This window comes from Paenibacillus sp. NPDC056579, from assembly GCF_042793215.1.
Lineage (GTDB): Bacteria > Bacillota > Bacilli > Paenibacillales > NBRC-103111 > Paenibacillus_S.
Window position 1 is genome coordinate 518,490 of the sequence record NZ_JBHTVD010000004.1, and the last position, 14,306, is coordinate 532,795.

8 protein-coding genes are annotated in these 14,306 nt (G+C 53.5%); all 8 read left to right on the forward strand.

Going from position 1 to position 14,306, the window contains the following annotated elements; translation table 11 throughout:
* Window positions 1-9: 9 nt before the first annotated feature.
* The 8 genes from ACFQ88_RS19175 (at window position 10) to ACFQ88_RS19210 (ending at window position 14,295) form a co-directional block, all read left to right on the forward strand.
* Window positions 10-1,056 (forward strand): oligogalacturonate lyase family protein, encoded by a 1,047-nt coding sequence (locus ACFQ88_RS19175; RefSeq protein ID WP_379455469.1) that lies wholly within the window; start codon window positions 10-12, stop codon window positions 1,054-1,056.
* A gap of 58 nt (window positions 1,057-1,114) precedes the next feature.
* Entirely contained in the window at window positions 1,115-3,421 is a 2,307-nt protein-coding gene (locus ACFQ88_RS19180; protein ID WP_379455471.1) for a helix-turn-helix domain-containing protein, read from the forward strand.
* A 38-nt stretch (window positions 3,422-3,459) separates the two neighbouring features.
* The gene (locus ACFQ88_RS19185) at window positions 3,460-5,973 is read left to right on the forward strand and encodes an alpha-mannosidase (RefSeq protein WP_379455473.1); all 2,514 of its coding nucleotides are present in this window, start codon (window positions 3,460-3,462) and stop codon (window positions 5,971-5,973) included.
* Window positions 5,974-6,049: 76 nt separating this feature from the next.
* Window positions 6,050-9,298, forward strand: coding sequence for an alpha-mannosidase (locus ACFQ88_RS19190; RefSeq protein WP_379455475.1), 3,249 nt, complete (start codon window positions 6,050-6,052; stop codon window positions 9,296-9,298).
* An 82-nt stretch (window positions 9,299-9,380) separates the two neighbouring features.
* A complete protein-coding gene (locus ACFQ88_RS19195) occupies window positions 9,381-10,502 on the forward strand; it encodes a bifunctional heptose 7-phosphate kinase/heptose 1-phosphate adenyltransferase (protein WP_379455480.1) in 1,122 nt (373 codons plus the stop codon).
* A gap of 5 nt (window positions 10,503-10,507) precedes the next feature.
* Entirely contained in the window at window positions 10,508-11,410 is a 903-nt protein-coding gene (locus tag ACFQ88_RS19200; RefSeq protein ID WP_379455482.1) for a dihydrodipicolinate synthase family protein, read from the forward strand.
* A 26-nt stretch (window positions 11,411-11,436) separates the two neighbouring features.
* The gene (locus ACFQ88_RS19205) at window positions 11,437-12,219 is read left to right on the forward strand and encodes an HAD family hydrolase (protein ID WP_379455484.1); all 783 of its coding nucleotides are present in this window, start codon (window positions 11,437-11,439) and stop codon (window positions 12,217-12,219) included.
* Window positions 12,220-12,294: 75 nt separating this feature from the next.
* Window positions 12,295-14,295, forward strand: coding sequence for a GSU2086 family protein (locus tag ACFQ88_RS19210; protein WP_379455487.1), 2,001 nt, complete (start codon window positions 12,295-12,297; stop codon window positions 14,293-14,295).
* The last annotated feature ends 11 nt before the right edge of the window (window positions 14,296-14,306 follow it).

The following is a 14,306-nucleotide window of genomic DNA, read 5'->3' on the forward strand; positions in this document are numbered from 1 at the left end:
AGTGAGTGTATGGCAAGGGGTCAGTCTTATCCTTCTGAACGGCAGTTTTTCACCGATAGCAAAACAGGGGTTCGCATTACGAAGCTAACCGCGTTTCCGACGGTTAATAGCAAGCTGTATTTTCACATCAACGCATTTACGCCCGATTCCAAGACGCTGGTGTTCCATTCGTACCAGTATGCCAAGCGCGATTCCAGAGTCGACGTATTCAAAGTGAATATTGATGGAATGGGACTGGTGCAGCTGACGGACCGCCCGTACGTAAGGGGGGCTATGGTGTCGTATGACGGAAACTGGCTGTACTATGTGGACGAAGGATATTTTCGCAGGGTCTCCATGCACTCGTACGAGGAAGAAACGATCAGCTATTTAGAGCCGCTAACCTGGTTCGCCGAGTCCGCAAGCATGACCTATGACGATAAGCAATATTACGTGGAAGCCACGTTAAAAAACGGCAGGCGTGGCATTGCAAGGTTTAGTACGGACGGCAAGGAAGCCGAGGTACTGTTCGAGCATCCCGACATCACGCATACCCAGGTGGAGCCGACGGAAGGGAAGGTCATCGCCTTTCAGTGCGGCCCGGATCAGCACAACCGGAACATCTGGCTTATCGACGGTGATGGCAGCAGCCTTCGCCCGCTGGAGCTGCCCTATGGTAACGGGCATTGGATGTGGATAGGCGGAACCAAACGGATCATGTCCAATCTGGAGAAAGAGCTGCAGGGCATCGCCGTGATGTCCGAGGGGGACGCCGCTCCCGAGATGTATGTTCATGGCGAGCATTATTGGCACGCCTCCAGCAGCATGGACGGACAATGGATGGTATCCGATACGAACTGGCCCGATCACGGCATCCATCTGCTGAATGTCGCAACGAAGAAGCATAAAGTCTTATGCTATCCCAACAGCTCGTCGTGTCATCCCCAATGGACCCATCCGCACCCTTCTTTTAGCCCGGATGGCAAAATGGTCGTTTACAACTCGGATGTAACCGGAATTCCGCATATTTATCTGGCGGCTATTCCGGACGAAATGCTGGAGGAGCTTGCGCGTTAATTGGCAGCAGACTTGAAGTCTTAGTGCGGGATCTTGTTCCATGAGCTGGAGGTGAACCATGAAGAACGGCCGTTTTACTTACTTTAAACGATTATTTTTGTTCTGTATTTTGATAGGCTTGATTCCCGTCATGGCATTGGGTTATTTTTCCTACGCAAAATCATCCCAGCTCTTACTGGAAAAGGCGTACCGCAGCGACAGGGAGAGCGTTGAGCAAACGCAGCTTCGATTCGAGCAAAAGCTCAAAATGGTCGATAACGCTCAAGGCCAAATTACCAACTCGCCGTTGGTCCTCGACTCTATGGAGCAAGAGCTCGGCCGCGAAGACTATCAGTCGTACGACAAATTAATGCAATCGCTATACCGGCTCCAGCTTTATGAATACGGATTGTCGGATGTTTATTTGGTGAATTTCAACAAAAATTGGATTCTCAGCAGCGCAGGGAAAGAGTCCTTGAAGGAGAGCGGACTGAACTCTACTTTCGCTGATTATGCCAACAGCGGGAGGCTGTTTTTCTGGACCGTTTTTCGTCCGCCCCATGTAGAGAATGCAGCCGCTCCCTTGTGGAGTATGGCTACCGTCAAAACGGTCCCGATCAATTCATTAAATCCGCTTGGGATTCTCGTTGCGGTTCTGCCCAGTCAGGAATTAAATAAAATGATTCCCTCAGACAGCGAGTCCAGTGAAATGTTCGTGCTAAATGAACAATATCAGATTATCGCGGCTAGTAATCAGGATTGGGTTGGCAAAGATCTGTCGGGCGAGCCGTATATGGAGACGTTAAAGCAAGTAAGTACGGAGGCCGGTCAGTTTCAATCCAACCAAGACAACTACGGCATTACTTACCGCAAGTCGAATTACAATGGATGGATCTACGTTTCCAAAACGAACCTGAGCGAGATTACCAAAGAATCCAAAGCGATCGGCTGGGTCACGCTTTCCATCTGCTTGGCTGTGCTGTTATTGGTTCTTGCCGCTTCCTTTGTCGGAACGCGCAGACTCTACAGCCCCGTTCGCAAGCTGTATGATCTCGTAACCGATTCGTCCGATATGCGAGGCAGCACCGTCGAAAGCGACGAATTTTATTGGATCGAAAAAAACATGCACATGCTCATGGGAAAGGAAAGCCGCATGAGACAGCAGGTTCAGGACTTCTGGGTGCATAAATTGCTGCAGGATGCAGTCCGCTCCCAGGAAATAACGGATCGCATCGCAGGCGGCGAGCTGGCGGACTGGAAGCGGCTCCAGGTTCTGTGCGTCCGCATCGATACTCTGGACGGCACCAATTACACGGACCGGGACCGCGATCTGCTCATCTTTGCCGTCAATAACATGGCAGGTGAGATCATTCCTCACAAGCTCCGGTTGAATCCGGTTGTTATAAGCGACTTCCAAGTGACTCTGCTGGGGAGTCATTTGGAGCAATCGGAAGAATGGAAGCAGGATGTTTACGGATGGGCTAAAGAGCTCCAGAGCGCTGTGGCGGTGTATTTACATCTGAAAATCAGTGTTGGCATCAGCCCTCTGATTACGGAATGGCTGGATGCGCCCAAAGCGTTCCGGGAGGCGAAAGAAGCTCTGTCCTGCGGGATGCGGCTGGATCAGCAGTCCATTGTGTTCCTTGAGGACATTCAGTTCGAAGCCGTCGACTCTCCCGTTACTTATCCGCAGCAAATCGTTCATGAGCTCTTCGATCATATCAAGCTGTTGGAGGAAGACCGGTGCCGTCAGCTGCTGGAGGAATTTATGGCCTTCATTACCCGTAAAGCGATCAGCCAGCAGGAGTTTCAGCTGCTCTTGATCAGGCTGGTGGCGGATTTGATGCGCTTCGTTCAGGAACAGGGAGCCCATTTGAACGATATCGTTCCTCAAGACAAAGCCGTAGTGAATGAGATTCTATCTCTCAAATCGAACAAAGAAATTACCGTCTGGCTGCAAACGACGATGCTTCAGCCGCTTATGGACTATATCGAAGCTCGTCGAGAGCTGCTTCAGACGAAAATTTCCGATCAAATGCTGGCGCTCATTCATCAAGAATACGATTCACCGCTGACATTGGAATCCTGCGCGGCCAGGCTGAATTACCACCCTGAATATATCAGCCGCGTGTTCCGCAAGGAAACCGGATTCGTCTTTAGTGATTATTTATCCAGGCACAGACTGCATATGGCCAAGAAGCTGCTGGTCGAAACCAGCATGACCGTTACCGATATATCGGAGAAGCTTATGTATAATATGCCACAAAATTTCATCCGCTATTTCCGGAAAATGGAAGGGATAACTCCCAAACAATACCGGGATTTAAGTCAAACGAAAAGCGAGAGGGAAGCAACCGTTCAAAAGGCGTCAGGCGGGAGCCCTTAAGCTATCGAAAGCAAGTGGATTAGGAGGGATCACACAGCATGGATAACCAAGTGGCTGCGTCCGGCCGGCAGCTGCACATGATCGGAAACGCCCATCTCGATCCTGTGTGGCTGTGGAGATGGCAGGAGGGCTTTGCCGAGATTAAGGCGACGTTCCGTTCGGCGCTGGACCGGATGAAGGAATTTCCGGAATTCATATTCACTTGCGCCGGAGCCGCTTACTATCGGTGGATCGAAGAAAATGCGCCGGAGATGTTCGCCGAAATGCGCCAAAGGGTAGCGGAAGGGCGATGGGTCATCGTTGGGGGCTGGTGGATTCAGCCCGACTGCAACCTGCCTTCGGGAGAATCGTTCGCGCGCCATTCTCTGTACAGCCAAAGGTACTTCCTTCAGAAGTTCGGGGTCATGGCCAAGGTAGGCTACAATGTCGATTCGTTCGGCCATCACGGCATGCTGCCGCAAATCCTGAAGCTAAGCGGCATGGATTACTATGTATTCATGCGGCCGGAGGATCATGAGAAGGCGATGAAGTCGAACCTGTTCTGGTGGGAAAGCCAGGACGGCAGCAGAGTTCTGACTTACCGCATTCCTAACGGCTATACAACCCGCCTGCAAGATGGCATAACGGAGAAAATCGAAGCGCTATGCGAGCTCATGCAAGTGCAACGGATCGAGCAAATGTGCTTTTACGGCGTAGGCAATCACGGAGGCGGGCCAACTATCGCGAACTTGCATGAAATCCGCTCCGCGCGGGAGAAGCTGGGGGCAGAGGCGATTGTGCACAGCTCGCCGAATGCATATTTCGAACGTCTCACTGGTAGCGTTAATGCAGCGGCGGAGCTTCAGCGGCTGCCGCTTGTCCAAGAGGATCTCCAGCATCATGCCAGCGGCTGCTACTCGGCACATTCCGAGACGAAAGCAAGCAACAGAGAAGCGGAGCACCGGCTGATTACGGCGGAAAAGTGGGCAGCTGCGGCACATCAGTTGCTCCAGCTGCCATATGATGCTAAGCGGCTGCAAGAAGCATGGGAATGCGTCATGTTCAACCAGTTCCACGACATCCTGGGCGGATGCAGCATCAAGGAGGCGTATCAGGACTCCAGAGAAAGCTACGGTCACGCGCTCCATATCGCCGCTGAAACCATGAATGCGGCCATGCAAAAAATATCGTGGTCCATCGGCACCATGCGCCCCGGCATTGTCTCGCTGACAAGGGATAAAGACAGGACGCTGTGGGAGCAGAATAATATGGGCGTTCCGTTTGTCGTCTTTAACCCGCACTCCTGGGAGGTGACGGCTCCGGTTCAAATTCCCCAGCAAGTGAAAGGGGTCACGGACGAAGCGGATGTTCCGCAACAGATCCAGCAGGTACGTGCTTCACGGACGAACGGAGGAGATAAACACGATACGTTATTCCTCGCTCAGGTGCCGGCGATGGGCTACCGGGTGTATTGGATCTACAGGGAGCAGCCGAAGCTGCAAAACGACGCCGATCAGGATTACGCAGAATTATCCGCTACACCGACTACTCTCGAGAACGGGTTCATCCGTCTGGAGCTCGAGCCGCATACCGGATACGTGAAGCGGCTGTTCGACAAGCGGCACGGTATCGATGTACTGGCTGGACCGGCAGCCGTCCCAATAGTAATCGACGAGCATGAGTGCGACACCTGGGCGCACGGAACATTCGCTTTTCGCAACGAAATAGGCCGGTTTGCCGATGCAGAGGTCAAGGTCATCGAAGCTGGGCCGATCCGGGCCTGGCTGAGGGTGACGAGCCGGTACGGCAAATCGGTGCTGCGGCAGGATTTCATGCTGCACCAAGACCGCCCGGATGTTCTGGTTAGAGTCAAGCTGGATTGGCAGGAGCGGCACAAAATGCTCAAGCTGTCGTTTCCCGTACGAGTCCATAACCCGGTGGCAGCCTACGAAATCCCGTTCGGCACCATCGAAAGGCCGGTCAATGGCGAAGAGGAGGCGGGCCAGCAATGGCTGGATGTCACGGGAACCACGCCGAACCAGGAACAATCCTACGGATTGGCGCTGCTGAACAACGGCAAATACAGCTTCGATGTCAAAGACAACGACATGCGGATGACGGTTGCGCGCGGCGCGATTTATGCCGACCATTACGGACAGCGCGACGAGCTATGCGAGTATATGGATCAAGGGGTACAGGAATTTGCTTATTCGCTGGTTCCTCACAAAGGCTCTTGGCAGGCTGCCGGAATATTCAGGAAAGCCTTTGAGCTGAACGTCCCGTTGTCTTCCGTAATCGAAACGTATCACGAAGGAGCTTTGCCGCAGCGTTATGAAGGAATTCGAGTGACTTCGAAGCGGGTTATAGTATCTGCGTTCAAAAAAGCCGAAGCCGGTGAAGGATTTATTCTGCGCTGCTATGAAACGAGCGGGCAAGAGGCTACAACTACGATAGAGCTTCCCTTGTTGGGACGCAAATGGACGGCATCGTTCGGCAAATGCGAGATCAAGACGTTCTTCCTCCCACTGGATCCGGAGCAAGAGATTGTAGAGACTAATTTATTGGAATTATGATCGAGGCCATTCATTTTTATATTAGCTTAATGAATAAGATAAATCAGGAGACATTGACTTAATTGGAGGCGTTCGAATGCTGTTAACCTACGAAAAACTCAGTCGAAGACTGCGCGAATTCGAGAAGTACCGCTATAGCCACTCGAGGATCATCCCCAAGTTCCAATTTTGGTTGGACGATCAGGCAGATATTGGAGCCTTACCGCCGGAAGATGCCGAATGGCGCGAGGTATCGATCGGTGAGCGATGGGGAGGATGGGACGTTACCGCATGGCTTAAGGCAGAAGTTACGCTTCCTGCCGAGTGGCAGGGGAAGCCGGTGGTCGGTCTGTTCGATTTCGGCAAAACCGGCTCCGGGCACAATTCCGGCTTTGAGTCTCTGCTTTATTTGAACGGGTCCCCGTTTCAGGGCGTGGGAACCTATCATCAGGAGGTATTTTTCCCCGAAGAGCTGATTGGTCAGAAAGTCGAGCTGCTGTTTAAAGTATGGAGCGGCTTAAGCGGCGGTCAGGGACGGGTGGAGCAATGGCATCAATTGCAAAAGTCCGAGCTGGCATTGCTGGAAACCGAAGCGGACGACCTGTATTACACGGCGACGGCGGCATTGCAAACGGTCAAAGTGCTTCATGAAAACCGCTGGGAGCGCCAGGCCATTCTCAAAGCGCTGGATCGATCTTTCTTGCTCATCCAATACCGGTATCCGGCAAGCGATTCGTTCTATTCCAGCGTAGGTGAGGCCAACAGCAAGCTCAAGGAAGAGCTGGCGAGCATACCGAAGCTCAATGAAGTCACCGTGCGCTGCATCGGTCATACGCATATCGATGTTGCTTGGCTGTGGCGGCTTAGGCATACGAGGGAGAAGGCGGCCCGCTCTTTCTCTACCGTTCTGCGCTTAATGGAGCAGTTTCCCGAATACACGTTTATACAAACCCAACCGCAGCTCTACGATTATATCGAGCACGATTACCCCGAGCTCTTCGCCCGAATTAAAGAAAGAGTGAAGGAAGGCCGGTGGGAAGCCTCCGGGGCGATGTGGCTGGAGTCGGATTGCAACATCCCTTCGGGGGAATCGCTGGTGCGCCAGCTGCTGTACGGCATGCGCTACTATGAGCGAACGTTCGGCGTGCAATGCGAATATTTATGGCTGCCGGACGTGTTCGGCTACAGCTGGGCTTTACCGCAAATTTTGAAGAAAAGCGGATTGCGCTATTTTATGACGACCAAAATCAGCTGGAACGTATACAACCGTTTTCCGCACGATACGTTCTACTGGAGAGGCATCGACGGAAGCGAAATCCTGACACATTACATTACAACGCCGGACCCCGGGATGAAAGAGGATGCCTTTCCCAAATCGTATACTTATAACGGCCAAGTGCTGCCGGAGACGGTAAACGGGATTTGGAACAATTATCGTGACAAAGAAGTGAACGACGAGCTGCTGCTTTCCTTCGGATGGGGAGATGGCGGCGGCGGGCCGACGAGAACGATGCTGGAAATGCGCCGTAGACTGGAGCAAATGCCGGGTCTTCCTAAGGTGACGATGGGACGCGCGGATACCTTCTTCCAGGCTTTAGAGCAGAAGGTGAAAAACACGGACCGCTATGTCCACCGTTGGGACGGCGAGCTGTATCTGGAGCTGCACAGAGGGACCTATACTTCCCAGGCTTATGTCAAAAAAATGAATCGGCATATGGAAAACAAGCTGCGCGATGCGGAAGTTGTCTCGACCTTTTGGGGCTCGGTGAGCGATTTTGCCTCTTACCCGAAACAACAGCTGGATGAAAGCTGGAAAATAGTCTTGCGCAATCAGTTCCACGATATATTGCCCGGCTCCTCGATTCCCGAAGTGTACGAGGATTGCCGCATCGAATACGCAGAGGCGGAGCAGCTAGCCGAACGCTCGCTCCAAGACAGCTTGCTCGGCTTGTCTGCTAGCGTGCAGACGGGAGGACAGCCCGGCTGGCTGGTTGTCAACACGCTGCCCTGGAGCCGTGACGAGCTGATCGAGCTGCCGTGGGACGATAGCTTCACCGGCAAGCGGTGGCGCGACGCGTCCGGAAGACTGCTCTCTGCCGAGCTGGTGCACCGCCCGAATGGAGACACGCTGCAGCTTTACGTCAAGAGCATTCCTGCACTGGGATATACCTCGATTCATATGGAGGACGCCGCACAGGGAGGGCCGGTCACTGGAGAATTTGCAGGAGCGGCTGATGTTGGCACCGGCATTCTGGAAAGTACAGCGAGTCAAATCACCTTGGACATCTCGGGAAAGCGGATGGAGACGCCTTTCTATGAAATTGAATGGAATGCGGCTGGCCAACTGACCAAGCTGTTTGACAAACGCATGATGCGGAACCTGATAGCGGATGGCGAGGTCGCGAACCGCTTCGATGTGCACGAAGACAAACCGACGGCCCATGATAACTGGGAGATCGATATTTTTTATTACGAGAAGACCTATGCCGTGACAGACCTAAGATCCATAGAGCTCATTGACCACAACGCACAGAGGGCCGTGCTCCGATTCGTATGGCATTACGGTGAGACCGTGCTGAAGCAGGACATGATCGTATACGTTGATAATCCAAGGATCGACTTCTCCACCTGGGTCGATTGGAGAGAACGCGAGCAGCTTCTTAAGGTCGCGTTCCCGGTCCGCGTTCGGGCAGCGTCGGCAACGCACGAAATCCAGTTCGGTAACGTGCAGCGCCCGACGCACTGGAACACGAGCTGGGACTTCGCTCGGTTCGAGACGTGCGCGCACCGCTGGATCGACTTGTCCGAACGCGGCTGCGGCATCAGCTTGTTGAACGATTGCAAATACGGACATGACGTACGGGATCATGTCATGAGGCTGACGCTGATCAAATCGTCCAATATGCCGGATCCGACCTGCGATTTGGGCGAGCATACGTTTACTTATGCGATTTTGCCGCATGAAGGGGATTGGTTCGCGGCAGGTACGGTACAGCAGGCGCATCGGCTGAATATTCCCGTAACCGTCGTCTCGCTGCCCGAACCGGGGACTGAGGCTGCAGCAAAGCCGCTTCCGGCTGAGCTGAGCTTTCTCAGCGCCAGCGGCGAACATGTCGTCATCGATACCGTGAAGCGGGCGGAAGATTCGAACGACTGGATCGTACGCTGCTACGAATTTGCAGGGAAGCGCGGGGAGGTTCAGTTTACAACACATTTTGCCATCGAACAGGTTGAAGAGGTGAACCTGCTTGAGCGGGAAGGTGAAGACATCCTGCATGAGCCGCATCAATTCCGTGCATTCTTCTCGCCGTATGAGCTGAAGACGTTCCGCATCCGATTAGTGTGAGCTAAGCGGTATGAGCTTAACGGTATGAGCTTAGGCGGGGAGAGCATTACAAGCTGAGAGCAGGAAAGGAACGGGAACAGGTATGGTACACAACGATGAGAACCGGAACGGACAATGCTCCGTTCCGGTATATGAAGGGCTTAGCCGAGAGCGGGTGGCTGATCTTCTGCAACGAATATCGAAGCTGAGAGTAGGCGTCATCGGCGACGGCTGCCTGGATATGTATTTACATGCGGACATGACGTTAAGCGAGCTGTCGCGCGAAACGCCGCATTTTAATTTGCCCGTCGTAAGAGAGCGCTTCTCACCAGGAGCTGCAGGCAATGTTGCCGTGAATCTTAAAGCTTTGGGATGCTCCGAAGTGCTTTTTTGCTCGGTGATCGGCCGTGACTGGCGAGGCCAGCTGTTAACCAGCTCCCTTCAGTCCAACGGTATCGACACTTCTCTTGTATGGGAGGAGCGCAGCTGGACGACTCCGGCGTATTGCAAGACGATCCGCCATGGGCTGCAAAATTCGCAGCAGGAAGATCCGCGTATCGATTACACCAACTACGCCCCACTCGGCGATATTGCTGTAGAGAGGCTGCTTGAGAACCTGGATCGTATGGCTGCACGGGTTGATGTGATCGGCGTGACCGATCAGCTTAGATTTGGCGTCATCGGTCCAATGATTCGTGCCAGGCTGCAGTATTGGGCCAAGCAAGGAAAGCTTGTCGTTGCGGATAGTCGCGACCATATCGGACTGTATGACGGAATTCTCGTGAAGCCAAACGAGGTGGAGGCGCTGCAGTGGCATTCCCGATCGAGGGAGGAGCGAGTTCCCGAACGGCTGAGGCATCAGCGCTCCGTTGGGAACAAGGCAGAATATGTTATCGATTCGGATGTTCTTGAAGCTGGGAAAGCGCTGGCGCAGAGCATTCAGGCACCTTGCTGCCTAACTATGGGAGAGCAAGGTGCCCTATGGCTGGATACCGGCAGCTGCATGTATGTGCCGACAGAAAAAGTACCGCCGCCTATTGATTTCGTCGGCGCCGGGGACTGCTTCTCGGCTTCGCTGATGTCGGCGCTCGGTGTAGGCGCCATCGGTCCGGAAGCGGCTGCGTTCGCTCATTTGGGAGCAGCGGTTGCGGTTAGCAAAATTGGCGAGACCGGATCCGCTTCTCCTGAAGAAATAAAAGACCGTTATGACAGGAAGAGGGTGTAATCTGAATGAACGAGTCTAATTTGGAGCTATCGAGTGCTTTTGGCGCCGTGTTCGCGCTGCTGCTCACTCCTTTTACGCAGACAGGAGCGATTGATTGGAACGTGTACGACAGGTACGTCGATTGGCAGCTTTCCAAGCGCCCGCACGGATTGTTTGCCTCATGCGGCAGCAGCGAAATGGCGTTTTTGACGGCGGATGAACGCTTGGAATTGACGCGCCGAGCGGTGAGAAGAGCTGCAGGCACGCCTGTCATCGCTACGGCCAATGTAGGCACTAATATAGAAGAGCATGAGCAGGAGCTGCTTCGTATGTCGGAAACCGGGGCAACAGGCCTTGTACTCGTGGCGCCGCCGGGATTGGGAACGGTTCCGAGCCAGCTTGGCGAATACTTGGCCAGGATGGCAGAGGTGTCACCGATTCCGGTGCTTTTATACGAGTTTCCCCTGTTTAAGCCTCACTTCATTGATCCGGCTATTTATGGGCAATTGGTCAGACAGCACCGTGTTGCAGGCATCAAGGACACCACTTGCACGCTGGAAGGAATAGAGGCCAAAATCGCTCAAGGCGGCATCGTGTACCAGGCGAACACCGCGTTCATGCTGGATTCAATCCGTCAGGGAGCAGGCGGGATTATGGCCATCACTTCCACCGCTGCGTCAGACATTGTTCTGGATTTATGGAATAATGCGGTGCTGCAGGGCGATACAGCCGAGAAAGCCGCCGTAAAGGCTCATCAACAGCTTATGTTTTTGGACGGCGTGCTCTGCATGGGGTTCACGGCAACGGCCAAACATCTTGTATGCCGGCATGGTATAACAATGAGCTCCAAAACTCGCAGTGGTGCCGTTCTGAGCGCTCAAGCGGCGAAAGCGATAGATATTTGGTACGAATCCGTTTATTTAACTTAATAATTAAGAAAATGGGTGATGATGCTATGGGGAAGATCCGAGCCGTGTTGTTTGATTTTGACGGAACGATCTCGACTCTTCGCGCCGGCTGGGAATGTATCATGGCGCCGTTCATGAAAGAGGAGATTGCCGGCAGCCACTCTCTTAGTGCAGAGGAGGAAGAACGGCTGGACCGCGACATCGCGGCATATATCGATCAGTCGACCGGGATTCAGACGATTTACCAAATGCAGTGGCTGGCGGATAAGGTTCGTTCCGCCGGATGGAATGAGACGGTCAAAGACGAGTGGGCGTACAAAGCGGTTTATAATTCAAGGCTGCTGGAACAGGTCATGAAGCGAGTTGACCAGTTAGCTTTGGGCCAATCCGCAGCGGACGATTATTTGATAAAAGGGGCGGCGGACTTCATACGGACGCTCCACAGCCGCGGTTTGGAGCTCTATGTTGCCAGCGGAACCGATCATCCGGACGTAGTGCGTGAAGCGGAGGTATTGGGAGTTGCAAAATATTTCCGTGCGATTGCAGGCGCGCCGGTCGGCAAAGCCGATTGCTCCAAGGAAAAGGTGCTGCGGGAGCTTATGCACGACAAGGGACTGGCCGGGCATGAGCTCGCCGTCATCGGGGATGGCAAGGTGGAGATACGGCTTGCCAAAGAAGCAGGGAGCTTGGCTCTCGGACTGGCGAGCGACGAGGAAGCTCGGACCGGCATCCATCCAGTAAAGAAGCATAGGCTTATGGCGGCAGGAGCGGATTGGATTGCCGGTGATTTTGTTAATACGGAGGAATGGCTGAAGCGGCTGGGATTGTAAGCATGCAAACTTTCTAATAGGGTTCTGTCTGGCTTTAGTCCCGCTTTTCAACAAGACGAAGGAGGAATTGGTGCAATGAAACGGCACGAGAGATTAGCCTTCCAAGGAATCAAGACAAACTCCGTGTACAGCCGCACGAATCTGGTTACGATCCGCAACATGGCCAGACCTATGGCTGACGTCGTGGAAGATTGGCCCCTTAAAGATAGAGATGTTGATCGTTTTGACAGGTTGGTCGATCTGATTGTGCGGACCAGAGCAGCAGGCAAGCCTGTAATATGGTCCATGGGCGCGCATGTGATCAAAAACGGCATGTCCCGATACGTCATCGAAATGGTACGCAGCGGGATCCTGACACATGTGTCGGGAAACGGGGCTACGAGCATCCACGACTTCGAGCTGGCCTTTCTGGGCGAGACCTCGGAGGATGTCGCGCGCGCCATCGAAGACGGATCGTTCGGCATGTGGGAAGAAACCGGCAGTTACATGAACGAGGCGATCCGGCAGGGAGCGGCGCTTAACCTAGGATATGGCGAAAGCCTGTATTGGTATCTGGACCGGTACCCGGAGCGGTTCCCGCATTATGACGACTGCGTGTTCGTGCAGTGCCAGCGCTCCGGTGTACCCTATACGTGCCATATCTCCATCGGCACCGACATCATTCATCAGCATCCCTCTGCCGATTTCCAATCGCTTGGGGTGGCGAGCGGGCAAGATTTTGAAACGATGTGCCAATCGGTAGCCAAGATGGCCGAGGGCGGTGTGTTCCTGAATTTCGGCTCGGCCATTTCCGGACCGGAGATTTTTCTAAAAGCTCTCAGTCTTTGCCGAAATCAAGGCCTTCACATGGCACCTATTACCGCGGCCAACTTTGATATCGTCCCTGTCAGTGATGCTGTGAGCCCTTCGGAGCAGGAAGCGGAGTTTTATTATAGGCCAAGACGTAATTTCATGGATCGTCTGGAGCAAATCGGCGGAACGGGATATTTGTTCCACGGTCTTCATCAAGCTACAATCCCGCAGCTGTACAAGCGCGTGCTGGAGCGCAAGCGGGAAACTGGGGCCGTGTTTCCGGAGTATAAGCGCACAGAGCGACTGTCAAAACAGAGTCGCGTTCTATACCCCATTTCCGAACGAAAAAGCAGGCTGCATGCGGATTCGCTGCAAGCGCCAAGGAAGATTGGTGGCGGTGAAATTGACCAATTGAACCACTGGGAGGCGGCAGATACGCCTGGCTTTAAAGCGTTTGTGGAGGCCGTTCGCACTGCAAAAACACAGAACAAGGAGGTCCTGGTCTCGCTTGGCGGTAACGTCATTGGCAGCGGGGTATCTCCGGTGCTTGTAGAGCTGATTCGTGACGGATACATCACGCATTTGGCATTGAATGGAGCCGGCGCTTTTCAGGATATCGAATTGGCCGCCTTCGGCCATACCGAAGAAGACGATAATCAGGCGCTGACTCGCGGGAGCTTCGGCATGTGGCAAGAACCGGGAGCATTGCTGCACGGTGCTCTTAGTGAAGGGTATGCGCTGGGGCTCGGCTACGGGGAAAGTCTTATGCATCATATGACCCGGCATGAACAGCTGTATCCATATCGTGAATGGAGCCTGCTGCAAGCTTGCTCGGATAAGGGGATTCCTTGCACCGTCCATGTTACGATCGGAACCGACGCGGTTCAGCAGCACCCGGAAACCGATTTTGCCGTGCAAGGCGGGGCGAGCGGAAGAGACTTCCAAATATATGCCCGCACGGTATCCCGATTGGACGGAGGCGTATTCGCCAACTTCGGTTCTACGGTGACCGGACCGGAGGTGTTCCTCAAAGCGTTGTCCATTGCTCGCAACTTAGGCTACGACGTAAGCCGAATAACGACAGCTAATTTCGATATTGTAAAACTTGGTGATTACAATAGCAAAGTGGGCTATGAGGATTGGGACTATTATTATCGTCCCCGCAAAAATATCATTCATCGGCCCACAAGCCTCGGTGGGGTGGGCTATCATTTTGAAGGGCTGCATCAGCAAACGATTCCTGCATTATGGCAGGCTCTGATTCATGGTAAAAGAAACAAGTGACGAAAGGAATG

Coding starts and splice junctions, on each gene's coding strand:
- ACFQ88_RS19175 (WP_379455469.1), top strand. CDS start 10: ATGGCAAGGGGTCAGTCTTATCCTTCTGAACGGCAGTTTTTCACCGAT.
- ACFQ88_RS19180 (WP_379455471.1), top strand. CDS start 1,115: ATGAAGAACGGCCGTTTTACTTACTTTAAACGATTATTTTTGTTCTGT.
- ACFQ88_RS19185 (WP_379455473.1), top strand. CDS start 3,460: ATGGATAACCAAGTGGCTGCGTCCGGCCGGCAGCTGCACATGATCGGA.
- ACFQ88_RS19190 (WP_379455475.1), top strand. CDS start 6,050: ATGCTGTTAACCTACGAAAAACTCAGTCGAAGACTGCGCGAATTCGAG.
- ACFQ88_RS19195 (WP_379455480.1), top strand. CDS start 9,381: ATGGTACACAACGATGAGAACCGGAACGGACAATGCTCCGTTCCGGTA.
- ACFQ88_RS19200 (WP_379455482.1), top strand. CDS start 10,508: ATGAACGAGTCTAATTTGGAGCTATCGAGTGCTTTTGGCGCCGTGTTC.
- ACFQ88_RS19205 (WP_379455484.1), top strand. CDS start 11,437: ATGGGGAAGATCCGAGCCGTGTTGTTTGATTTTGACGGAACGATCTCG.
- ACFQ88_RS19210 (WP_379455487.1), top strand. CDS start 12,295: ATGAAACGGCACGAGAGATTAGCCTTCCAAGGAATCAAGACAAACTCC.